Annotated in this window: 16 protein-coding genes and 1 other annotated feature; of the genes, 4 read left to right on the top strand and 12 right to left on the bottom strand. The window is 26.3% G+C overall.

Annotated elements, in window-relative coordinates; genetic code table 11:
• Nucleotides 1–419: 419 nt before the first annotated feature.
• Nucleotides 420–1,418, bottom strand: coding sequence for a CotS family spore coat protein (locus AC07E4_RS00530; RefSeq protein WP_034438265.1), 999 nt, complete (start codon nucleotides 1,416–1,418; stop codon nucleotides 420–422).
• A 212-nt stretch (nucleotides 1,419–1,630) separates the two neighbouring features.
• On the opposite strand from AC07E4_RS00530, the gene AC07E4_RS00525 reads away from it, so the two are divergent.
• A complete protein-coding gene (locus AC07E4_RS00525; protein WP_034438267.1) occupies nucleotides 1,631–2,755 on the top strand; it encodes a glycosyltransferase family 4 protein in 1,125 nt (374 codons plus the stop codon).
• Between the two features lie 70 nt (nucleotides 2,756–2,825).
• On the opposite strand, the gene AC07E4_RS00520 is transcribed toward AC07E4_RS00525, so the two are convergent.
• The 3 genes from AC07E4_RS00520 to AC07E4_RS00510 form a co-directional block, all read right to left on the bottom strand.
• Complete coding sequence (locus AC07E4_RS00520; RefSeq protein ID WP_478215479.1) at nucleotides 2,826–3,857, bottom strand: CotS family spore coat protein; 1,032 nt, start codon at nucleotides 3,855–3,857, stop codon at nucleotides 2,826–2,828.
• Nucleotides 3,858–4,225: 368 nt separating this feature from the next.
• Nucleotides 4,226–5,008, bottom strand: coding sequence for a hypothetical protein (locus AC07E4_RS00515; protein ID WP_478215478.1), 783 nt, complete (start codon nucleotides 5,006–5,008; stop codon nucleotides 4,226–4,228).
• Between the two features lie 35 nt (nucleotides 5,009–5,043).
• Nucleotides 5,044–6,045 carry a CotS family spore coat protein gene (locus tag AC07E4_RS00510; protein WP_478215477.1) on the bottom strand — a complete coding sequence of 334 codons (1,002 nt, stop codon included), beginning with the start codon at nucleotides 6,043–6,045 and terminating at the stop codon, nucleotides 5,044–5,046.
• A 717-nt stretch (nucleotides 6,046–6,762) separates the two neighbouring features.
• Between AC07E4_RS00510 and AC07E4_RS00505 the strand changes: the two genes are divergently transcribed.
• A complete protein-coding gene (locus AC07E4_RS00505) occupies nucleotides 6,763–7,902 on the top strand; it encodes a glycosyltransferase family 4 protein (protein ID WP_478215476.1) in 1,140 nt (379 codons plus the stop codon).
• Between the two features lie 166 nt (nucleotides 7,903–8,068).
• On the opposite strand, the gene AC07E4_RS00500 is transcribed toward AC07E4_RS00505, so the two are convergent.
• Nucleotides 8,069–8,968, bottom strand: a complete 900-nt coding sequence (locus tag AC07E4_RS00500; protein WP_478215475.1) for a GNAT family N-acetyltransferase — start codon at nucleotides 8,966–8,968, stop codon at nucleotides 8,069–8,071.
• Nucleotides 8,969–9,176: 208 nt separating this feature from the next.
• Nucleotides 9,177–10,244, bottom strand: a complete 1,068-nt coding sequence (locus tag AC07E4_RS00495; protein WP_034438277.1) for a mannose-1-phosphate guanylyltransferase — start codon at nucleotides 10,242–10,244, stop codon at nucleotides 9,177–9,179.
• Between the two features lie 475 nt (nucleotides 10,245–10,719).
• On the opposite strand from AC07E4_RS00495, the gene AC07E4_RS00490 reads away from it, so the two are divergent.
• The gene (locus AC07E4_RS00490) at nucleotides 10,720–10,941 is read left to right on the top strand and encodes a hypothetical protein (protein ID WP_034438279.1); all 222 of its coding nucleotides are present in this window, start codon (nucleotides 10,720–10,722) and stop codon (nucleotides 10,939–10,941) included.
• Between the two features lie 164 nt (nucleotides 10,942–11,105).
• Here the strand turns inward: AC07E4_RS00490 and AC07E4_RS00485 are convergent, their stop codons facing one another.
• The 3 genes from AC07E4_RS00485 to AC07E4_RS00475 form a co-directional block, all read right to left on the bottom strand.
• Entirely contained in the window at nucleotides 11,106–12,812 is a 1,707-nt protein-coding gene (locus AC07E4_RS00485; RefSeq protein WP_034438280.1) for a phospho-sugar mutase, read from the bottom strand.
• A 124-nt stretch (nucleotides 12,813–12,936) separates the two neighbouring features.
• Nucleotides 12,937–13,353: a hypothetical protein gene (locus AC07E4_RS00480; RefSeq protein ID WP_034438282.1), complete on the bottom strand. Its 417-nt coding sequence runs from the start codon at nucleotides 13,351–13,353 to the stop codon at nucleotides 12,937–12,939.
• A gap of 54 nt (nucleotides 13,354–13,407) precedes the next feature.
• The gene (locus AC07E4_RS00475) at nucleotides 13,408–17,427 is read right to left on the bottom strand and encodes an AAA domain-containing protein (RefSeq protein ID WP_478215474.1); all 4,020 of its coding nucleotides are present in this window, start codon (nucleotides 17,425–17,427) and stop codon (nucleotides 13,408–13,410) included.
• 723 nt (nucleotides 17,428–18,150) lie between these two features.
• Here AC07E4_RS00475 and AC07E4_RS00470 point away from each other — a divergent pair.
• Nucleotides 18,151–19,647 (top strand): 4Fe-4S dicluster domain-containing protein, encoded by a 1,497-nt coding sequence (locus AC07E4_RS00470; RefSeq protein WP_034438289.1) that lies wholly within the window; start codon nucleotides 18,151–18,153, stop codon nucleotides 19,645–19,647.
• 59 nt (nucleotides 19,648–19,706) lie between these two features.
• Here AC07E4_RS00470 and AC07E4_RS00465 read toward each other — a convergent pair whose 3' ends face one another.
• From AC07E4_RS00465 to ileS, 3 genes are all read right to left on the bottom strand, one after another.
• Nucleotides 19,707–20,702, bottom strand: a complete 996-nt coding sequence (locus AC07E4_RS00465; RefSeq protein WP_034438292.1) for a LacI family DNA-binding transcriptional regulator — start codon at nucleotides 20,700–20,702, stop codon at nucleotides 19,707–19,709.
• 279 nt (nucleotides 20,703–20,981) lie between these two features.
• The gene (locus tag AC07E4_RS00460; RefSeq protein WP_034438293.1) at nucleotides 20,982–21,290 is read right to left on the bottom strand and encodes a hypothetical protein; all 309 of its coding nucleotides are present in this window, start codon (nucleotides 21,288–21,290) and stop codon (nucleotides 20,982–20,984) included.
• A gap of 193 nt (nucleotides 21,291–21,483) precedes the next feature.
• Entirely contained in the window at nucleotides 21,484–24,585 is a 3,102-nt protein-coding gene (gene ileS, locus AC07E4_RS00455; protein ID WP_034438295.1) for an isoleucine--tRNA ligase, read from the bottom strand.
• 85 nt (nucleotides 24,586–24,670) lie between these two features.
• Nucleotides 24,671–24,883, bottom strand: a binding site (T-box leader).
• Nucleotides 24,884–25,392: the final 509 nt, after the last annotated feature.

Raw genomic sequence — 25,392 nt, 5'->3', positions numbered from 1 at the left:
AGAATCATCAAGTAAAATTTCAATACCCTTCTCTGCCTTATCAATTTGTTTTTGTTGTATCTGATTATTTTTTCCTGAAGTTTCTTTAAAAATCCTAACATAATTTTTAGTTCCCTTTTATTCATTTTTGATTTTATTTTAATTTTATTGTACTATGTATCAATAAATATTCAAATATTATACATATGTGAAATAAAAGGAAAAACTTATACTTTTCATTTTTTATCTTTTATCTTTACTTGCCTTTTCTTGTATAATCTTTTTATAGCTTATGTACTCAAGTATCACTTCTTTGATTATAAAATTATATATAAAATAATACCCATATTAAACCTCTAACCTATGTAATTAATCTATAAACTAGATTACATAAAAATTTTTTAAATTAAAAAAGGGAGATATACTCCCTTTTTTTTAATTTATATACTATAAAAAGATTTAAATTCTTCAATAAATTTTTCAAATTTTTCTCGTTCATCTACTAGTTCTTCTATTTTCTTTGTAAATGTGCTTTGAATCCAATTCACCTCATTATAGTAATATCTGTTAGAAAGTCTCCAAAATCTTTGTGGAAACATTAAAAACGCATATATAACTTTATACTCATCATCTCTTAATGTATTTTCAGTGTTATATGCTTCTAATATTTTTCTAGCTATTTCAAAATCCCAATTTCTTCTTTTTAAAACTTTTATCATAAAGTTAGATATATCATATGCCCTTACTTCTCTTTTACAATAATCAAAATCAATAACATTAACATTTTTATCATTGATTATAATATTGTGATATGTGTAATCATGATGGCAAAAGCTTTTTTCTTCTTCTGTAGTTTTACATATTTCAAAATAATTAGAAGAATTTAATGTTTCTAATGCTTTATTACTTAAAGCCTTATAATAATCAACATTTTTTAAATAACTTAAATCAAAATCATGCTTTTTATTCTTTTTCTTTCTAACCATTTCTCTCATTTTATCGAAAGACTTTATTCTCTTTTCCATTAAATGTGGCCATCTACCTAAGTCTGTTTTTAATTTACTATTCTCAGGTGGTTCATAGCCTTTAGATGCTTTGTGTAGTTTTGCTAAAGTTTTACTTGCTTCTATTAAATCATCTTCCTCTTGAAAATCACATTCTCTTCCTTCTATCCATTCAGATAACGTATAAATATCTTCATTAACTAATGCATATGGATTTCCATCTTTATTCAAGAAATATCTATCTATGTTAGTAAAACCATTTTCGTATAGATGCTCTTTTGCACCATATACAAATAATAACTTTTGAGTGCCATAATTTATTTTTTTTAAGCATCTTAGTCCATCATTTGTTTTTAGGCAATACACGCCTTTATTAGGTTTTATACTTTCTATTTTTATATCAAATTGGCGCTCAATTTCAAATTCTCTCATCATTTTTAACACCTCCCCCTATAATATTTATATGTGTATATAAACTTAATTAGAATATGGATTAATTTAATATAATTTATATAAATAAAATCTATAAAAGTCATTCACAAATAACATATTATTCCATATATCATTAATATAATTTTATATAGAATAAATTTAAAAATAATGCCATTTTAAATTATATAGGTCAATTTAACGAGAGGAGTTTTATTATGAAAATAGGAATTGATGCTCGTGCTGCCAAGTGGTATAGAGGTACTGGAATAGGAACTTATAGTTACCAACTAATTAATTCACTTAATAATATTGATGCCATTAATAATTATCTACTTTTTACAAGTAGTGAATATGATAATGACATAGATTTTAAAAGTAATTTTGAGTTAAATTGCATTAATGCACAAAATACTTCTACTTTTTGGGATGAAGTAAATGTCCCTAATATACTTAAGGATAACGCATTAGATATATATCATGTACCACAAAACGGAGTTGGTCTTCCACTAAAAAAGACATGTCCTTTTATAATAACTTTACACGATACAATACCTCTACATATGCCAGAAACTGTTGGGGATAGATATCTAGATATTTTCAATAGAAATATGGAGTGGATTGTTAATAATAGTGATGGAATAATAACTGTGTCAAATTACTCTAAAGAAGATATTTCTAAAGATTTTAATTACCCAAAGGAAAAAATATTTGTTACGTATTTAGCTAGTGAGGATATATATATACCATTAGACAAATCAATGTGTAAATTTGTTTTGAAAAGAATATACAATCTTGATGATGACTATATTTTATATGTTGGTGGTTTTAGCCCTAGAAAAAACATTCTTGGATTAATAGATGCTTATAGCAAGTTACCAGAATCTATTAGAAAAAAACATAAGCTTGTCATATCTGGATCAAAAGGAAAATCCTATATACTTTATAGAAACCGAGTAGAAAAATATGGTCTATTAGACTATATCTTATTTCCTGGTTTCATATCTATGGAACATATGCCTTATTTATATAATTGCTCAAGTTTGTTTGTATATCCTTCATTTTATGAGGGTTTTGGATTGCCTCCAATAGAAGCTATGGCTTGTGGAATTCCCGTTATAGCTTCAAATACAACCTCTATTCCTGAGATAGTAGGAGATTCTGCTTGTTTATTCGATCCTAATGATATAGATGATTTATCTAATAAAATATTAAATTTACTAGAAAACCACTCATTAAGAAATACTTATATCAATAAGGGTTTTAAAAAGGTTTCTTCGTTATCTTGGAACAATACTGCAAAAGAAACATTAAATATTTATAATCGAGTATCAAAATTTTAAAAACAAAAAAATATGAAGAATTCATATTTAAATTCTTCATATTTTTTATAATATATTGTAAATAGGTCAACTACTCACAATAATAGTTATTAAATTTTTTTAAAAATTCTTCTCTTTCATTTTTACTTCTAATTTTCACTTCTAACCTTGTATTAAAAGTCTCCTCTTCCCATCCTTTTTTTCTTTTATAATAATTTTTTACGATATTATAAAATCCGCCTGGGAAAATTAACATTGCATGAAGTACTTGAAGTTCTTGTTTTGCAAAAGAATATTCTTTACTATATTCACTGATAACAGTTTTAACCTTTTCGAATTCAAATGCAAAGTTCTTAACAAATTTATTTATAAAGTTACATAAATCACATATTCTTAAATCTATAGTCGAATAATCAAAATCTATAAAAAACACATTTTTTTTATTAATTATTATATTTCTAGCAACTAAATCTTGATGACACAAAGAAATTTTATCTTCAAAACTACATAGCTTTAAATACTGATGTTTTTTCAAGCAATTAATGCTTTGCTTCATTTCACCCAAATAATAGTCCACATTTTCTAAAAACATATTATCAAATTTAGTTTTTTTCTCATATCCTTCAACTAGTTTTTTAAAGATTTGTATTTCTTCCATTTTTCTTTCTGATTTTTCTATAAGCATCCCAGCCTCATATCTATATGAGTTATTCTTATATCTAAATCCTTCAGATGCATTGTGCATCTTTGCTAGTGAATTAGTTATCATTTTTAATTCTATAGGATTATAAAATGTCGCTTCTCTACCTTCAATAAAATCCATAACTACATAGCTATTATTATATATCTTTGTACAACAGTCACCATATACATTTTCTTTAAAATCTATAATATTACTGAATTTATTCTCCTTCAAATATTTCATAGCGTTATTTATAAAATTAACTTCGTTTAAATCATAGTTTACTTTTTTTAATATTTTATTTCCATCACTAGTATTTAAAATAAATACTTTTCTAACAGGTATAATTTCATGTATTTCATATTTATATCTTTCTAACACTTCTATATCTAAATCATACCCACTACTTAAAATATCTTCTCTAGCCATCGTACAATTCATATGGTAATACCTCCCTATTATAAGGGTTCCAAGTGAAGTTTTTAGTCTATACCATTATTATTTAATAATTTAAAATTTATATTTAACTACTCATTTAATACTTGGAACCAATTAAGAATTAACAATGATTATAGATGTTACTCACTTCATTGTTAACTCTTCATTGTCAATCATTAATTTTGTACAGTATTTTAAATCTCTATTTCCCAATTTAATTTATAAACTTTTTTCTTGGTTAATTTATTATAATTTAATATTAAAGTAATTTCATTTTCCATCTTGAAATCCTATATAAATTAAACTCCATAAAATCCTTAACTTTATGGAGTTTGTTTAATCTATTTTTGTTATATATGTCAAAACTCATTTTAGTTCACATCTATTAAATTTAAAAGACTCTCTCCATCCTCACCTATTGCTTTTCTTAATTTTCTTATATAATCATCTTCACTCCAATTTTTTTTATTTTTCTTGTACTTTTCATAAACCTTCATGAATTCATGAGGATATGACATTAACGCTAATATAAAATTTCCACTACTTTTTGTTAAACCTTCAAATTCACAAAACTTATTTATATGTTCTTTCCAATCTAATTTTATTCCTTTTCTTTTTAGTTTAGATAATAAATAATACGCATCCATTTCTACCATGTTGTACGCTATATCATAAAAATTAACTATTTTAATTCCATTATCATACTGAAGATTATCAAATCCTACATCAGTTAAACATATTTCTACCTTGTCCATACTCCTAGATATAAGTTTTATATAATTGCTATTATATATACTTCTTATACATTCTTCTGCCCTTTCTAAATATATTGGACCATATTCATCTATAAACTGTTCAACTTTGCCATTACAACCAGATTCCTTAATTTTCTGCAAATCCTTTTTCAGCCGCTTAATATGAATCTTACATTCTTCTATAAGTTTACAGGTATCATTATTTATTCTGTATTTTAAACATCCATTGAATCCACAAGACTTTTGATGAAATTGAGAAATTACTTCCAATTGTTTATTAACCCTTTGTTCCATTCCTTTCATACTTAAACATTCATTATCTTTTAATATAAAATCTATTTTTCTTACTCCATTTTCCTTTAAATACTCTTGAAAATTTTCATAAAAAAAACGTTTCATTTACCACACCTCATTTTCCTTTATATAATATATAGTTATAATTTCATTTTCTTAAATTCATTTATAAATTCTTGTTTCATATCCCTATCCTCTAAACATAAATTTAATTTTTTTATAAAAAATTCTTCACCCCAAGGTTGTTTTTCCCAATAATATTGTATTCCACGTTGCCAATAGTCCTGTGGAAACTCCATAAAAGCAGCCATGATTGGTATATCACTTTGTTCTAACTCATGGGTTTCCATATATGAATCAATCACTTCTCTTGCATTATCTAAGCTCCATCTATCATATTTCATTCTTCTTAACAATAAACTGCTTAAATCATGTAAATGAGAATCTAATATACAATAGTCAAAATCTATAATATTTATACCATTTTTTGTAATTAGAACGTTATGATGTGCATAATCATGATGACAAAATCCATTTTTCAAAACTTCCTTTTCCATGGTATCTAAATACTTTGACTTCAAAAGATTTTCAATGCTTCTATCACATCTTTGTAGTTCTTTTTCCATTTCACACATATATATATTATCAAATTCACTCTTTTTATCTTTTTGGTTTATTAATTCTTTGAAGTTTAATATTTCATTTTTTCTTGTTTCATATGTTTCTATCCATTTAAACCAACCAACTCTTGGTTTCATGCTTTCAGTAACTATAAAATTTTCACTTTTTTTATGAAGCTCTCCTAATTTTCTTGCAGCATTCTTTACATCCAATACATTGTTATAATTACATTCTCTAGCATTTACCCACGTAGTTAAATATGCATAACCCCTTCCAACTTTTACATACTCATCACCACTTACAGTTTTCATAATACTAGGGATATACTTGAAATCATTTTTTTGTAGATGTTTAATTGCTTCTAATATAAATATAAAATGTGCTAATTCATAATTAATAACTTTTAAACAATACATATTTCTTGATGCTTCTATCCTAAAAACATTCTTGTTTTTTTCTATATTTGAAACTGAAAGTCCATATTGTTTTTCTATTATTTCTCGTATATTAGAACTTTCCAAAAGTACCCCTCCCTAAATCCCTATATTTGCAATATATGTTAAAATAAATATTTTGTGTTTTATTTTATGTGTTATTTGGTAATTTGTAACATTTATATATATGTAAAATAATATGATATTATATAGGAATCCAAGTTAAAACTTTAAGTTATTCATGTTTCAATTGATAAATTTAACTCGAAGTTTTAATCTATATTTTTTAAAATTGACAACTGGTTCCAAATATAAATATAGTAATAAACTATCAGGTTAGTGGTATCATTTGAGAAAGCTATTATTTTAAATTCAAGCTTGGAACCCTATACAGGAATCCAAGTTGAAACTTTAAGTTATTCATGTTTCAGTTGAGAATTTTAATTCTAAGTTTTAATCTATATTTTTTAAAATTGACAATGGACAATTGACAGTAGACAGTAAATGTGAAAATTGGATTTCCAATTTTTAAAAATGATCTTTTATTAAATTTGCTAAGCAAATTAGTTGAAAACAATATAAAAATAGAAGCACATAAAAACTAGCCTTTAGTAGGCTTTAACTAAATTTATTTACAAACTATTACAAAAATTAATTTTCAAAACTGACATTTAAGTTTTATCCTTCATTGTTAATTGTTCTTCGTTAATTGTTAATTCTTGTACAACACTTTAAATTGTTATTTCTCATTTTAAATAACAATAATTTCATTTTTCAACTTGTATTCTTTAAGGGGGTATTTTTATGAGAATAGGATTCGATGGCAGAGGTATAAATTGGTACAGCGGAACAGGAATTGGTACTTATACTGAAAATTTACTTAAAAATTTACTTGATATAGATAAAGAAAACTATTATCAAATTTATTGGGATCTTGATAATAGTGAAACTTATAAGAAAGAGAATTCTCAAATAGTTATGGCACCTAAAAGACATCATAGATTCTTTGAAACATCTTATATACCATATAATTTAAAATATGAAAACATAAATCTTTATCACATTCCTCAAAATGGAATAGGTTTGAACCCAAATACTTTGTGTAAGAAAATTGTTACCATACATGATTTAATTCCATATATTATGCCTGAAACAGTTGGCAGAGGCTACTTATTAAAATTTCTTAAAGAAATGCCTATAATAATGGAAAACTCTAATGCCATTATTACTGTTTCTGAATATAGCAAAAAAGATATATTAAGATTTTTTCCTATAGATGAAAATAAGATTTATGTTGCTCCTCTAGCAGCTAATGATAATTATAAACCATTAGATAAAGAATATTGCCAAAAATTAATAAAAGAAAAATATAATATTGATAAACCTTATATTCTTTACTTAGGTGGATTTAGTGAAAGAAAAAATGTTCATACATTAATACGTGCTTTTTCTAAAATATATAAAAGTCTTGATAAAGAGTATAATCTTGTTATAGTTGGATCATATAGAGATGAATCCCAATACCTTATAAAGCTTCGTGATAAATTAGGTATGAATGACAATATTATCTTTACTGGATATGTTCCTTATGAAGACTTACCAATATTCTATAACGCATCTGAAACTTTTGTTTATCCATCATTATATGAAGGTTTTGGACTTCCACCTCTTGAAGCAATGAATTGCAAAGTTCCCGTAATTTCTTCTAACATTACTTCAATTCCAGAAGTAGTTGAAAATGCAGGAATTTTAATAAATCCTAATAGTGAAACAGAGCTTTATGATGCCCTAGGCACTATGCTTAGTAATGAAAGCTTGAGAAACAGTTATGCAGAGCTTGGCTATAAACAATCTCAAAAATTTTCTTGGAGAAATACAACACAAAAAACATTAGAAGTATATAAAAAAGTATGTGAAGAGTGTCCTCTAGATACTTTAAAATAAATTAAAAGTGTAGATTAATATCTACACTTTTAATTTTAACGAATTAGTATTTGATTTTTATATTCCAAGTTTTATGCCTATATTGGTAAAGTCGTAACAACTACTTTAACCGTTTTAACTTAAATTTGTAAGTCTTTGTTTTACAAAATTTAAGAAAATCACTATTTTAATTTTCAAACCATTTAGAAAAAATTTTTTCATCTTTAAATCCAAAACTTTTATAAAGACCATATGCTTTATAATTAGAGGTTATTACAAGTAACTTTATTTCATTTACCTTTTTAATTTGCAAAAATTCTATACATTTGTTAAGTAACTCTTTACCTAACCCCCTACCTCTATATTCATTTATAATAGCTATGTTGTCTATCCATCCTATATCATCAACTTTAGATAGCATGTATACACCTATCTCTATATTTTTCTCTTCAATAATACCTATTAACTCTTCATTACCTTTATAATTTTGTAAATATACCATTGAATCTTCATCTGTAATAGTTGCTGCATTACATTCTCCATTAAATGCTTTATTATGTAACTTTGTAAAATTACTTATATTACCCAAATTTAATGGTTTAAACTTCAATTTACCGTTTAAATTACTTTGTCTTAATATCCTTTGTCCTTCATAATTCATGATTAAAGCATCATAAACTTCCTTAAACCCTGAATCTATAATAATCTCTGATAAATACAACATTTCATTTCTTATCCCTAAAGAAGTCTTATTTGCACCTTTACTAATCGAAAACTCAACTGCATCTTTTAATATATTTTTTATATTGTTTTTATATAGAGTTAAATCATAATTTTTAACATAAAATTCTGTAATATATGCCATTTTACAAACTTCTATTTCTTTAGTTATTGTTCCAAAACAACATATAATATTACCATTTATATGTGATACAAAAAGCTGATTTCCATATTCAAAAACTTCACTTTCAAAAAATTGAATCATTTCTTCATAATTTTTATCAAAATTTCTATCCACTCTATAAATAAAATTATATAAATTTTTTTTCTCTTGTAAAGTCAAATTTTTAAAAGTAATTAAATTCATGTTAACCCTCAAAATGCTTTTATTTTAATTACATTATACCATGAAACCTCCTATAAAAAAGTCTTATAATTATTATTTTTCATTATAATTTAAGAAATCAATTTTAAATAAATTTAAAATTGATTTCTTAAATTCCTCCTATATTAAATTTTAAAATTTTATCTCCTAATTTAAGCAAATTTAAATTTAATATTTATATATTAAAAATTTATAAAAACCCTTTTAACTCCTCATCTTCTTTAATTTCATTTAGTAATGATTTCATTTCCTGATCCTTAGATTTATCCATAACAAGTATCACATCCCCTGCATCCACAATCACTAAATCTTTTAAACCAAAACCTATGATTAATTTATCATTACCAAATACTGAGCAATTTTCACTATCATTTAAAAATGATGGACCTGATATATTATTGCCTCTATTAGACTTTAAAAATCTAGTAAGGGCATTAAAGCTTCCTATATCATCCCATACAAATTCACATTTTATAACATATGCTTTTCTTGTTTTTTGCATGATACCAAAATCAACGGAGATTCCATCAATTAAATCATATTGTGCATTTATCACCTCTTGTTCGTTTTCTTCACCTATGCTTTGATATATCCTATTTATACATTCATGCATTTTAGGAAGATACCTTTGCATTTCTCTTAAATAAATATCCGCTCTCCATACAAACATCCCACTATTCCACAAATAAGTTCCTTCCATCAAAAAGTCCTTAGCAACTTCTAAATTAGGCTTTTCTGTAAATCTCTCTACCTTAAAAGTTGGTATATCACCTGAAATTTGATTTCCCATTTGAATATATCCATATCCTGTTTCGGGTCTAGTTGGCATAACTCCTATTGTTACAAGGCCTCTTTTTCTCTCAGCCACTTCTATAGCTTGAATGATTGTCTGATTAAACTGTTTTTCACCTTCTATATAGTGATCAGATGGTAACACAACCATAACAGCTTCTTTATCTCTTTTAAGAAGCTTAACAGCCGACAATCCTATGCATGTTGCAGTCTCTTTATTTTCAGGTTCTATAAATACATTCTCCTCCTTTATTTCAGGTAGCTCTTCATATACTTTATCTATATATTCTTTATTTGTAACGACAAAAATATTATCTTTATCGATAATTGGCGTAATCCTATCTACAGTATTCCTAAGAAAGCTTTTATTATTTACTGTTTTTAAAAACTGTTTGGGATTATTTGATCTTGATAAGGGATATAATCTTGTTCCTTTTCCACCTGCTAAAATTAATGCGTATAACAAAATATCACCTTTATTTATTGCTTAATTCTATTTTATGTTGATTTTTACTTTTTTGTGCTATTCTATTTTCCATAAATTCATTAAAATAACTTAACTATTTAAAATTATCCACCACTTATAAAAAAACTATCAAACTTATACACATATTATTCCTACTTTTATATAGGGGGACAATCAATAAATAATGATGAAAAGTTATGGTATCTATTACTCCCATTATTCTTAATATCCGAAAATACAAATTTATAAAAACTACTTTGTACATAGTGTTTAACTAATTTTATCTGAAAAACACTATAAAATTTTATAAAAAAAACTAACACTTTATTTTTACATCTAATTACTTATTAACATATAATTCATATTGTTTTATGTTAAATTTTACTACGTATACTTTTATTAATAATTACTAATCATATGTATTGTAAAGTGTGTTTTTAATGTTTCTTTACAAAAGTTATAAGGAGATGATTTTATGTCATTTGAATCTTTTGACGAAAATTGCCCTACAAACTACTCTGACAATAAAATAAATAATTTAATAAACGAAAGTTTAAGTAATTATGAATTATTAAATGACGCCTTTGATAATGCATATCATCGCACCATAGATGTTACAGACAAAAATGGGAACGATGCAACTTTCGTTAAGAAAAATGTTATTAAAACTGGTCATACTATCAGCTCTATTGATTAATTTTCTTCTATTACTAAACATGAAAGAAAATAATAATTGCCAGTGTTTATGCTCTTTAAGGCGGAGTAGCTGCCTTCTTCTAAAGAGTAATTTATTTATAAAATACCTCTTAAAAAGGATGACTTAAATTAAATCTCTTCTTAAGTCATCCTTTTTTCATTTCATTATAGTATTATTCTTCTTATTATTTTTTCAAAATCATTAATTTTATTAATACACTTTTCTTCTGTTTTATCTTCTGCTTCTAAATATACTTTTATCTTTGGTTCTGTTCCTGACGGCCTTATAACTATCCACGAATTATCTTCTAAAATAAATTTTACTACATTTGATTTTGGCAATGTTAGTTCATATTTTTTATTTAAATTTAAATCACTTACTATCCCTAATTTATAATCTTCTATTTTTTTAACCTTAATATTTTGATTTTCTAACATATTCAAAAATTCATTTCTAAAATAATTCATTATATATTCAATCTTATCTTTTCCCTCTATACCTTTAAATTCAAAGGATAATAATTTTTCTTTTGAATATCCATATTTTTTATATATATTCTTAAGTTGCTCACACAAAGATATACCTTTTAATTTATAATACAATGCCATCTCACAAATTAATGATGTTGCAATCACAGCATCTTTATCTCCAACGAAATCACCAGTTAAATATCCATAACTTTCTTCAAATCCTAAAATAAATTGTCTACTATTTTCATTTTTAACTAATTCACCTATATATTTAAACCCTGTTAACACTTCTAAAACATCAATTTCAAATTTTTCTTCAAACCTTTTAACTAAATCTGTTGTCACTATAGTTTTTATAATCATTGCTTTTTTAGATAATCTATTTTGTGATTTTAATGTTTCTAGTGCATAAAAGCTTAAAAGTATACCTATTTCATTTCCAGTTAACGGAACATACTTTCCATTATCATTACATACTACACCAACTCTATCACAATCTGGATCTGTACCTATAATTAAATCTACATCCTCTTTTTTAGCCATTTCTAAAGCTAATTTGAAAACCTTTGTATCCTCAGGATTAGGATATTTTACAGTTGGAAAATTTCCATCTGCATTCTCTTGTTCCTTTACAATCTTAAATTTATAATTAAAATCCTCTAAAATTCTTGTAATGGGTTCCCTTCCAGTACCATGTATAGGTGTATAGATAATTTTTAACTTATCACCATATTCATCTATTATATTCTTTCTCAAAGATATACTTTTTACTTTTTCTATATATTGTTTCTTTATATCTTTTCCTATATAAACTATATGTTCTTTTTCAAGAGCATAAGTTATATTTTCATATTTTATTTCATCGAAACTTTTAACATTCTTAATTTCACTTAAAATTTCTTTACTCATTTTATCTGTAATTTGAACTCCATCAGAATTGTATACTTTGTAACCATTGTATTCTTTTGAATTATGAGATGCTGTTATAACTATGCCTGCATTACAATTGAGCTTTCTAACTGTATAAGATAATATTGGTGTAGCTGTTATATCATCATATAGATACACTTTTATGTTGTTTCCTGCTAAAACCTTAGCTGTTTCATTGGCAAAATCACTAGAATTATTTCTTGAATCATATGCAATAGCAACACTAATATCTTTAGTATATTTTTTTATTAAGTACCTTGATAATCCTTCTGTTGCTTTTCTAACTGTATATTTATTTATTCTATTACTACCATTCCCCATAACCCCTCTTAATCCACCAGTTCCAAATTCTAATTCCTTATAAAATCTTTCTTTTTTATCATCATGATTTATATCTTTTAAATGTTCTTTATCTTTTTCATCTATACTATTAGAATTCATCCATAAATTATATCTTTCATTATAATCCAAAAAATTCAACTCCTAATACCTTTATAAAAAAAGCATGTACTATAAAGTCTTCTTTTTTAGTACATGCTTTTTTTCTTAATATCAATATATGTTAGTTTTGAAAAAAATTGATTATTTATCCGTTTTATTTTTCTTCTTCTTTTTCTTCTATATCTTGTTCTTCTTTTATTTCTTCTTCCTTTTTATCATCTTTAGATTTTTTTTCAGTTTCAACAACTGTTGATTCATCTAATACAAATTCTAAATTATCTTCTGCTAATCTAGCTCCAGTACTTTTTATAATGTCAAATAACTCTTCATCATCTAAATTGTCTCCAGCTATTCTTTCTCTAAAGCATGAAAATATTTCTTCTCTAAAATACTGTGCATTTATTCTTGGGAAATTAGGAAATGCCTCAAATCCAAATTCGCTAGCTTTCTTTGCACCTTCTATATCATACTTAAAATAGTATTTGTTCTCACATTTACTTAGTTCACCTATTTTTATTTTATTATCTCCATTATTAAACATAATAAATAATGTTTCATTAATTTTTTCCATATCTCTACTCCTTTGTAACATCCTTTTGTATAATATTATTCTTTTGTTTAAATTTTATTTTAAGAAATCTTTTAATTTATTTATAGCATCATTGGAATTCAAATAAAATTCACTACTTCTTATTTTATAGAATTTCCATCCTACTCTTTCTAACGTATGTTGTCTTTCATAACTATCTTCCCAAGAATACTTACCATTTCTTCTTCCTCCAACACACTCAATTGCTATACATTTATCTGCATCTAGTACAAAATCAATTTCATACTTACCAACTCTAACTTTTGGAGTTATATTTAAACTTTCTCCTATAAGATTTTGCTCTATATCTTCTTCAAAATCAGTAAGTACATATTCTTTATCCTTAATATCATTATAGACATAGTTTTTATAGTTAATACAATAATCTAGTAACTTATATCTTATACACTTAGGACTTATCTCTTCCAAATCAACAGAATGGAATATCCACATTTGATTTCTTGCTCTACTTGCTGCTACATTAAATCTTCTAATATCAGAATCCTTAGCTAATATATTATATTTAACATTATTTGCTATAACAAGAGATAAAAATACTATGTCTCTCTCATCGCCTTGGAATGAATATGCATCTCCACATACAATTTTTCTTTCTATAATCTCTTCCATTCCAATTCTTTCTATAAGAAGATTTTCGATAACTTCTGCTTGTGCGTCGCCAAGTAAAGATATTACCCCCATAGTCATGCCATTATATTTTTCATCCTTGCAACACTTTTCAATTTGATCTACTATTGCATAAGCTTCTTTTATATTTACAGACCTAGATGGTTCCCTAACAGCATCATCTACTTTTACAGCAATTAAAGGTTCTGTATCTATTGGATTGTCATTCTTACCACACCTTAAAGGTATAATTTCATCAGAATAACATGTCTTATTACTAAATCCTATTATCTCTTCAACACTTCTAAAATGTTCCTTTAAAACAAGTCTATTTGGAAATACTCTTAATGCTGTTGTGTATAAACTAGTCTTTAAATCAAACCAATCTGAATCTGGTATGTCATAAAGATAATCTTCTATAAGTTTTTCAACCATTCCACTATCTTTTCCAATAGCTTCTGGACTTATTTGCTTTTCATCTCCTACTATAACTGCTCTTTCTGCTCTCATTAACGCTGTTAATGCAGTTATATCACTTTGACTACTTTCATCTACTATTACAACGTCAAAAGCATTCTCATTTACTTTAAGATTTTCTATAACTCTATTTATTGGCATTATCCAAACAGGAATTACATCTTTGCACTTCTCCATTTCTTTTTGTGCAATTTTTCTATACTTAGCAGCTTGTACCCCTGTTCCTTTACCTATCCTTTTTATCGCTTCCATCCATGCAAATAAACTTCTTTTTTGCGATTCTGTTGTTCTTTGAATTTGGTTATACCAACTTTGTTTGCTTACAATTTCTTTTATCAATGTATTTTCTAAAACTTTTTCATCATGTAACATTTTCTCTAATTTCATTATATCATTGTTACAATTATCTTTTATAAATTCACTAAATACCCTATATTTAAATGCATCTTTAAAATTCATGAAATCATTTTTTAAGTTTTCATTATCTTTTGCAAATATATACTTTGTGAATTTAGGACAAACGTCTACCATCTTGTCTCTATATTTTATAAGCTTATCCAGCTCATTACTGTTTTTAGTTACATATAATATTTCTCTATTAAGCTCTTTAACTGATTTATAATCGAATTTTTCTATATAATCACAAAATTGATTAAAGCAAGGATATTTCTTTATAATTTTATTATTTTGATTTAATTCTTCTCTAGTACTTTCCATAAGTCTAAATGATTTTAAACTTAAAAGAGAATCTTTTATATACTTATAGTCTTCCTTTTCATAAAAATTAATTTCCTTACTAAAATGTTTAGCTTTTAATAATCCTATTATTTTATCTTTGTAATTTTCATCCCAACTAATTACTATATTTAACTTTTGAAGTGTATCCTCCATCTTTAGTAAATAATTGCTTTCTTCTTCTATTTGCTCACCATCTAGCTCTTTTATATTATTATTAAAATAATTTTTTAATTCTTTTTCTGTTTCATTTAACTTAATATAATTATTAATTATGTCTAATTTATCTACTGATGTAACATTTTCACCATCAACTTTTACATCTTCAATAATATACTTAACATTACCATGTAACATTTTAAACAATGAACTTATTTTTCCCTTTTCTCTTATAGCTTTTTCTACAATTTTAAAATCCTTTTTAAATTGTACTAAATCTACATTGTTAGGAATTTCTATTGAGTGTTTGTTTAGTTCTATCTTTAATTTTGATATACACTCTATACATTCATTACAATGTTCTATGAAACTATTCCAAAATTCTTTGGTAGTTTTATTTGCATGATATACTTTCATAAGTTTTTCTATATAAGTGCCTTCTATTTCACTTAAACTTTTATAAGCCTCATCTAGCAAGTTAATTAAATGTGTATTTTTATAACTTGTAACTTCCTTGTCGCTCCAATTAGATAAGATCTTTTTATTTTGTTCAGACTTTTTATTTTCTTCATTATATATTTCTATAAGTTTTAATACATAATCCAAATTTGGTAACTTACTTATATTTTCTTTGCTATCCTCATATAATTTTAATTCATCAGATTTAAACTTTTCTAGTAATTCAAGCATGTCCATTAATTCTTCATCATTTAATGGACTACTATCTTTTATGCATAATGAATCATCAATATAATCTAAGTTTGTATTTTCTCTTATATATTTAGCCATATCCATTAATGTATACTGATTGTTGTCATAATCTAATAAGCTATTTTCGCTTTCTTCAATTTTCTTTAATTCTTCATATAAAGAATTTTGAGCTGATTTACATTCTTTTAATTTAAATCTTAAATATTTGAATTCTTTCTTTATTTCACTAACATCTAGAGAAAGATTTTCAGTTATTTTTCTCACTGAATTATCCAAATCATCCATAGCCTTAGCATCATCCCCTAAGATACTCATACAAAGAGATCGTATTTCTTCTGGTATCTTATTATTAAGAACTTTAAGAGCCCTATCTGTTTGACTTGTCACCAATACTCTTTTACCATGAGCTAGCAAATGACAAATTAGATTTACTATAGTATGGCTTTTCCCTGTTCCTGGTGGCCCTTGTACAACAACACCAAAGTTTTCTGACAATCTTTTCACTATTTCTTTTTGTTCATTATTATATGGTAATGGGAACAATAAATCTTCACCTATAACATCCCACTCATCATCTTTAACATTTTCATTTGTTACTTCACTATTTACTAAAGCTTCTATAGTCTTAGGAATTTTATAACCGCTTTTTATAGCTTCTATCATTGAATTTAATTCTAAATTCCAAAGCCTAGTATCTACTTTTCTAAATATTATTACTGGCTCATCATAAAACTCTAAACTTCCTGTACTATTCATATCCAATAAAGATGATAGTTTTTTCATTTCACCATCAAAATCAATATCTAGTACACTACTAACTTCATTTATTCCATTAATTAATTCTTCTGAAACTCTAGGATTTATTCCTAGTGTTTTTATTTTACTACTTAAATCTATTAATTTATCTATTGGAAACTTATCTATGCCATTTAAAAAATCTGTCTCCACATTTGTTACATTGTTATATGGTTTCAAATAAAAAACACTGTTTTTTTCATCAAATACAAGTGTCATTTTTGTTATAAATATAGGATGACAAATTTGTTTTTCTTCCTCCATTCCTATAACTAGTCCATTTCCATATACAATTTCTAAATTCTCCCCATTTTTTTGAAGTTTTAAATATATTTTTGAAAATTTATTATATAAATCTTTATTTTCTTTTGTAATTTCTAACCAATAATCCTTAGTTTCACTATTTACTAAATCAATACCTTCCATGTCATGGAAAGCATTTTCAAAAAATATTTCTTCATATTCACTTATTTCCCTGATTTTCTTATCATTCATACTTTTGACGCTGAGTAAATATGTAAATATTTGTTCTACTTTTTTATTTATATCCAAGTTACTAACCTCCATTTTTATACACTATTCTATATGGTTCCAATTTTATTATTTCAGCTTATTCAATAATTAATTGTCCATGCTAATATTTAAACCTTATATAGTCATTTATTAAAATCTGTAATTTTAAAACAAATAAATCTCATTTTTATTCTTATATTTCTTATAAAGACATAGTTATACATTTTTATTATAGTTTATGACACCACTTTGTACAATATTGAGAAGTAAATTCCCTTGTTGTATGTTTTTTCCTAATAGTTCTTTTTCCTTTATTATTTTCTATAAATCACTCTACATCTATTGCCTTATTAGATATTTACCGGGAAATTATTTTACTTTTTACTTATATTAAAAGTTTTTTTGTGTAGTTTTTTGTTACTTTTTAATTTTTGTTTAACTTTTCTGTAAAATGTTTTTTTTATTTCATTTTTTATTTTTTTTGCAATAAAAGTTGGATATTTTTTTCAATCTTTATAGTATAATATTTATGGAATTGTTAAAATTTAAAAGTTTGTTAATATAGTGAAACCATATCGAACTTAAATGTAGTAGTTATTTTTAAAAAATATTTTATTTAAATATGTGCTTTTTTATTTAATTGAATTCGATTACGTCTCACTATTTAAGGTGTCCAAGTTTTGGATTAGCTTATTTAGGAAATAAACTTGGAACCATATCCTGTTTTATAAATTATTTGTCATATATAAAGGAGAGGTAAGGATGTTTATTTTTGAAACTCAATTAAAAAAAATTAAGCACAATGTTTTAAAAAGCATTGCCATACTAGCAAAAGAAGACAGATTAACTACAGAAGAACTAAGCAAAATTCATGTTGGTATTGTTGATAAGGACACTCCTCAATACAGATGTTGTGTTTACAAGGAAAGAGTTATTGTAAATCAACGTGCAAAACTTGCTGCCGGATATTCACCAACTGGAGATACTATGGATGAACTGGAAGACATAAAAAATAATGATCAAATTATTTATATTATCGAAGCAGCTTGTGATAAATGTCCAATAAATAAATATACTGTTACTGAAGCTTGCAGAGGTTGCCTTGCTCATAAATGTATGGAGGTTTGTCCTACAAAAGCCATGGTAAGAGTTAATGGTAAAGCTTTTATAAATCAAGAGTTATGCAAGGAATGTGGACTTTGCAAAAAGCAATGTCCTTATCATGCAATTTCAGAAGTTTTAAGACCTTGTAAAGTTGTTTGTCCTACTGGCGCATTATCTGTAGCTGAAGATAGAAGAGCCATGATAAAAACAGAAGATTGCATTCAATGTGGTGCTTGTATGAAAGCTTGCCCTTTTGGTGCTATATCTGATAAGAGTTTCATTGAACCAGTAGCTAGACGTCTTGCAAAAAAAGAAAACCTTTACGCAATAATTGCTCCTGCAATTGGAGGTCAATTTGGCAATAAAGTTTCTTTAGGTCAAGTTAAATCCGCTCTTTTAAATATTGGTTTTACTGATGTATATGAAGCTGCTTGTGGTGCAGATTTAGTAACTATTCACGAAAGTAACGAATTTGTTGAAAGAATGAATTCTGGTGATAAGTACATGACTAACTCTTGTTGCCCTGGTTTTTTAAGTTATATAGAAAAGAAATTTCCAAAGGAAAAAGATAAAATTTCTTCAACAGTTTCTCCAATGATAGCAACTGGTAAATATATAAAATCTTTTGATCCAGATGCAAAAATAATTTTTGTAGGTCCTTGTACTGCAAAAAAAGGAGAAATGAGACGTCCTGATGTAAAAGATATAATTGACTATGTACTTACATTTGAAGAAATTTCAGCATTATTAGATGCCTTTGACATGGATCCAGAAAATTGCGATTCAGTTACTTTTGATGATGGTTCTACTTTGGGTCGTGGATTCGCTGCAACTGGTGGACTTACTGCTGCTATAGAAAACTATATTGAACGTGAAAAAATTAATATAGATTTCAAACCTATTAAAATAAGTGGTCCAACTGATATGAAGAAAACTATGACTCTTGCTAGTATAGGTAAACTTCCAGCAAACTTTATTGAAGGTATGATGTGTGAAGGCGGTTGTGTTGGTGGTGCTGGTGTGATTTTACCTCCACTAAGCACTAAAGCTACATTTGTTAAACAAAATGCTACTGCATCTAAGAAATCAGTAGTAGATAATGATAAAATACCTGAATTTGAAAATATAAATCTTGAAAGAAATTTAGATAAATAAAAATAAGACTTAAGCTAAATTTAGCTTAAGTCTTATTTTACGTTTACATTTTTTTAATTTTATTTACAAGAGTTTCTCTCTACTATATCATATGGTAATATAAATTGTTGTTCTTCTACTGGTTCATTATTAAGTATTTTTATAAGAATTCTCATACTTATTGAACCCATATCGTAAAGTGGTTGTGATACTGTCGTTAATGTTGGATAGTACATTGATGCTAAATCAGTGTCATTGAAGCCCATAACATCTACTTGTTCTGGAACTTTTATATTTCTTTCTCTTAATGCATTAATTGCACCTACTGCAACTTCATCACTACTACAAATTACAGCATCAAATGATGTTTTTTCTAATATTGTATTTACACCTTTGAATCCTTCTTGCGCATTTAAAGATGAGAAATAAATTAAATTTTCATCATATCCTATATTTTCACTTACAGCTTTCTTATATCCATCAAAAAGCTTTTGATAATTTCCGCCATACATTTCTGGGAAAAAACCAATGTATGCAATTCTTTTATTTCCCTTTTCTATTAAGTATTTAGTTGCGTCATATCCTGCTTGAAATACATCGATTACAACACTTGGATATTTTTCTTTAGAATCACTTGTTCCTACGGTTACTACTTTCATATCTAACTCATTTATAAAGTCTTCTACTTCTTTAACCATAGCATTTCCCATGTATATTACACCATCTACCATTTTTTCTTTTAGCATTCTAAAGCTTTCTTTTTCTCTATTTATATCTAAATCTGTGTTGCATAACATTATATTATAATTATATATATTAGCAACATCTTCTGCGCCTCTAACTACTTCTGGGAAAATAGCACCTGCTATATCTGGAATTATTATTCCTATAGTGCTAGACTTATGTGTTTTTAGACTTCTTGCTAGAATGTTTGGTCTATAACCTAACTTATCTATAGCATCTAAAACTTTTCTTTTAGTATCTTCATTTACGACATTTATTCCATTTAATACTCTTGATACAGTAGCAATTGAAACTCCAGCCTCTTTAGCTACATCTTTAATTGAAGCTGCCATTTTAATCACTCCTATTATTTATAATTTAAACTTTTAGTATATTAAAAATAACATACTCATTCATACGTAATATTTTCTTAACCAACCTTATCATTTTATAGTACTTTATACTATAATAATTTACAATAGTTTTTCCACATATGCTTAAATATATGTTTACTATTTAGGTATATTTAAAATTTTACAAATGAATATGCTAAGTTTTACAAATTTTATTATATATTTAGCTTTGTAACTTCTGATTATTTATAATGAAATGTATTTTTATATGCTTGTGTTTTACCAAATAACGTCAAGTAATTTAATTGCTATAAAATAATTTGAAAAAAGTACTGCTGTTGGAATACTAACACATTTTACAATTTCTATCAACACAAATTTAGTCATATTAAATTTATTTTTACACACAATATCATTTTTTTCCTCTTCTATATTAGCTATTTTTTCATTTTCCTTACTATTTCCATTATTTTTCTTTATCCATAATATTTTCTTTATTATATTAACAAGCATACATAATATAAATATTAAAAATATAGGTGAACTAACTATTGAAATTACATAAAATATTCCTTTATTAAATTTCATCTCTTTAAATCCCCCTTGATTTTTGAAATATAATCTGTGATTTTTGTAAATATTTTACTATATTAATTATACAATTATATAACTATGTTAATATACATAATAAGTAATGTTATAAATAAATTTACAATTAATTTATTTTTTATAAAAAAATACCCATAAATGAAACATTTCATTTATGGGTATTTTTATTTAATTATAATTTTTCAACAGCAAGTTTTAACTCTTCACCATTTATTTTAACTTCTTGATAATCAAAGTTTCCACCATAAACTATTTCTACAGCAAGTGTATCTCTAGCTATTTGCTCTTCAAACTTTCTTATTACATTTTCTAGCATTTCATTGCCTGTAACGTAGATATTTATTTTATCAGCAACTTCAAATCCACTTTCTTTTCTCATGTTTTGAATTTTACTTAATATCTCTCTTACATGACCTTCTTCTCTTAATTCTTCAGTTATTGTAGTATCTAAAACTACTCCCATGTCACCTTCACCAGCAAATGCATAACCATCTAATCCTTGCATTGTTATTAATAGTTTATTTGAATCTAATTCTATCTCTTCACCATTAACATCTATTGTAACAGTATTACCATTATTTATAGTCTGTGCAAGTTCCATTTGGTTCATTTCACCTATAGCTTTTCTTATTCCAGGTATTAATTTACCATAAGCTTTTCCCAATACAGGTAGGTTTGGTTTTATTTCGAAATTAACATATTTAGATATATCAGCACCTAACTCAACTTCTTTTATATTAAGTTCATCTTTTACTATATCTCCATAGTATTCTGGAAGTGATTTTGCTGAAACTAACATTTTACCAAGCGGTTGTCTATTCTTAATGTTTGCACCATTTCTTGCACTTCTTCCAAGTTTAACTATTGTATATGCTTTGTTCATTTCTTCTTCTAAAGATTCATCTACTAAGTCAGATCTGTATTCTGGCCATCTGCATAAATGAACACTTTCTGGTGCATTTTTATCAAATGCAACAACTAAGTTTTGATATAACTCTTCTGTTACAAATGGTATAAATGGAGCAGCTATTTTTGATAAAGTAGTTAATACTCTATATAATGTCATGTATGCTCCTATTTTATCATCATTTAACCCTTCAACCCAATATCTTGCTCTGTTTCTTCTTACATACCAGTTTGAAAGTTCATCTACAAATTCTTCAAGTTCTTTTGCACCTTGAGTAATTCTATAGTTTTCTAAATGCTCATCTATTGTCTTAACTAAAGTATTAAGTTTAGACATCATCCATCTATCCATTACATTTTCAGATACGAAATTTTCATATTTAGATGGGTCAAATTTATCTATATCAGCATATAAAACATAGAATGAGTAAACATTCCATAGTGTTCCTATGAATTTTCTTTGTGCTTCTATAACAGCTTCTTCATAGAATCTTGAAGGTAACCATGGTGCACTAGCTGTGTAGAAGTACCATCTTAACGCATCTGCTCCTTCATTTTCTAATACTGTGAATGGACTTAAAACATTTCCTTTGTGCTTAGACATTTTTAATCCATCTTTATCTAGTACGTGTCCTAGAACTATACAGTTTTCAAACGGATTCTTTTCAAATACTACAGTTGATATTGCAAGTAATGTATAGAACCATCCTCTTGTTTGGTCAACTGCCTCTGAAATAAATTGTGCTGGGAAGTTAGCCTCAAACACTTCTTTATTTTCAAAAGGATAGTGATGTTGTGCAAATGGCATTGATCCTGAGTCAAACCAACAGTCAATAACCTCTTCCACTCTTGTCATTTCCTTTGAACACTTAGGACAATTTAAATGTACTTTATCTATATATGGTTTATGAAGTTCTATATCTTCTGGTACATTTATTCCTTTTTCCTTAAGTTCAGCTATGCTTCCTATCATCTCTCTATGTCCACATTCGCATTCCCAAATTGGAAGTGGTGTTCCCCAGTATCTATTTCTTGAAATACCCCAGTCAATTACACCTTCTAAGAATTTTCCCATTCTTCCAGTTCTAACATTGTCAGGCATCCAATTTATATTGTTATTATTTTCAAGAAGTTTATCTCTTAAAGATGACATTCTTACAAACCAGCTCTCTCTTGGATAGTAAAGAAGTGGTGTGTCACATCTCCAGCAGTGTGGATATGAGTGTAGGAATTTTTCACTTTTATAAAGTTTTCCTTCTTCCTTTAATGTATTTATTATCTTTTCGTCTGCTTTTTTAACAAATATTCCAGCCCATGGAGTAACTGCATCTACAAATTTACCTTCTCCATCAACTAAATTGATTAATGGTAAATCATAAAGTTTTCCTATTTTATTATCGTCATCTCCATATGCAGGCGCTATATGAACTATACCAGTACCATCTGATAATGTTACATAATCTCCATGAACAACATAAAATGCTTTCTTTTCAGGAACTTCAAAGTTAAACATTTGTTCATATTCTTTTCCTAGAAGTTCTTCACCTTTAAATTCAGCAATTATTTCATACTCTCCATTTAATTTACTTAATAATGATTTTGAAAGTATTAAATGTTCATCTTCTTGAACAACTTCAACATAATCGTATGTTTTATTTACAGCTAATGCAACGTTACTTGGTAAAGTCCAAGGAGTTGTTGTCCAAACTAAGAAAGATTTGTCTTCATTTTTTAGTTTGAATTTAACATATACTGAACTGTCTTTTACATCTTTATATCCTTGAGCTACTTCGTGTGAAGATAAAGTTGTTCCACATCTTGGGCAATAAGGCATTACCTTAAATCCTTTATATATTAAATCCTTATCCCACATTCTTTTTAATGCCCACCAAACTGACTCTATATAATTATTGTGGAATGTTACATATGGATTATCCATATCTACCCAATATGCTAATCTTTCAGACATTTGTCTCCACATTTCAACATATGTAAACACACTATCTTTACATTCTGTAACAAACTTTTCTACACCATACTCTTCTATTTGAGGTTTACCTGATATTCCAAGTTTTTTTTCTATTTCAAGTTCAACTGGAAGACCATGAGTATCCCATCCTGCTTTTCTTAATACTTTATATCCCTTCATAACTTTATATCTTGGGATAATATCCTTCATAACTCTTGTAAGAACGTGACCTATATGTGGCTTACCATTTGCTGTTGGTGGTCCATCATAAAATGTAAAATACTCGCCATCATTATTTGCGTCAAAGTTCTTTTGTATTATGTTTTTTTCACTCCAAAGTTTTATAACATCTTTTTCCATGTCCATAAAACTTTTTGAAGAATCAATTTTTTTATACATATTAAAAACTCCTTTCTTATTGTAAATTTATTAGTCAATCTTAAAAGTTAAAATTTTAGTTTATAAAATAAAAAAACCCCGCCCTAAATAGGACGAAGATATCTTCGCTATACCACCTATGGTAATTTTTCAAGTACAAATATACTCTATTCTTTAACGCAGAAATACGGATAAACTTACTTAATTTCAGCTTTCAGCTCCTAGGTGATTTTCGATTATCTACAACTATGAGGTTACACCAACCCCTCACTCTCTTTAAGTTCTACGATAAATTACTTTTCCTATTCATAGCCTTTTAAAAAAACTTATAATTTGAATTCATTATAGTACACTAACTATTTGTTGTCAATTCATTTCATCATAAGGTTAAAACTAAATTTAAACTACCTTATTTATACAATTATATTCATAATTACACAATTTGTTACTCATTTAATTATAAATATAACCAATAATTTAAAATCAATTCATAGTACTATACACTTTTGCACATTTTAAATATTATATAGGAATAAATAATATTAATCATAACTTTTTACTATTCACTCTTACTTTTTAATTGATTTCCAACATGATAATAGAATAAACTGTAAGATTAGTAGTATCATTTGATAAAGAGATTATTTTGAATTTCAGCTTGAAACCCTATATAGGATTTCAAGCTGAAAATGAAATTATTCAAATATTAAATGAGAATAGTAGTATTCCAAGAAACACAAATTATTTAAAACGTTATTCATAAAAATTTCAAAGAAACTCTAATTTAAATAATTCCTGTTCCTTGATGAAAGAAAAAAGCTTTTCAAT

Source organism: Clostridium amazonense, assembly GCF_056431285.1.
The sequence above is the reverse complement of the archived record's forward strand: the minus strand, read 5'-3'. Positions and strand labels throughout refer to the sequence as shown.

Coding starts and splice junctions, on each gene's coding strand:
- AC07E4_RS00525 (WP_034438267.1), top strand. CDS start 1,631: ATGAAAATAGGAATTGATGCTCGTGCTGCCAAGTGGTATAGAGGTACT.
- AC07E4_RS00515 (WP_478215478.1), bottom strand. CDS start 5,008: ATGAAACGTTTTTTTTATGAAAATTTTCAAGAGTATTTAAAGGAAAAT.
- AC07E4_RS00500 (WP_478215475.1), bottom strand. CDS start 8,968: ATGAATTTAATTACTTTTAAAAATTTGACTTTACAAGAGAAAAAAAAT.
- AC07E4_RS00480 (WP_034438282.1), bottom strand. CDS start 13,353: ATGGAAAAAATTAATGAAACATTATTTATTATGTTTAATAATGGAGAT.
- AC07E4_RS00465 (WP_034438292.1), bottom strand. CDS start 20,702: ATGGCAGCTTCAATTAAAGATGTAGCTAAAGAGGCTGGAGTTTCAATT.
- AC07E4_RS00520 (WP_478215479.1), bottom strand. CDS start 3,857: ATGAATTGTACGATGGCTAGAGAAGATATTTTAAGTAGTGGGTATGAT.
- AC07E4_RS00490 (WP_034438279.1), top strand. CDS start 10,720: ATGTCATTTGAATCTTTTGACGAAAATTGCCCTACAAACTACTCTGAC.
- ileS (WP_034438295.1), bottom strand. CDS start 24,585: ATGTATAAAAAAATTGATTCTTCAAAAAGTTTTATGGACATGGAAAAA.
- AC07E4_RS00530 (WP_034438265.1), bottom strand. CDS start 1,418: ATGATGAGAGAATTTGAAATTGAGCGCCAATTTGATATAAAAATAGAA.
- AC07E4_RS00505 (WP_478215476.1), top strand. CDS start 6,763: ATGAGAATAGGATTCGATGGCAGAGGTATAAATTGGTACAGCGGAACA.
- AC07E4_RS00460 (WP_034438293.1), bottom strand. CDS start 21,290: ATGAAATTTAATAAAGGAATATTTTATGTAATTTCAATAGTTAGTTCA.
- AC07E4_RS00470 (WP_034438289.1), top strand. CDS start 18,151: ATGTTTATTTTTGAAACTCAATTAAAAAAAATTAAGCACAATGTTTTA.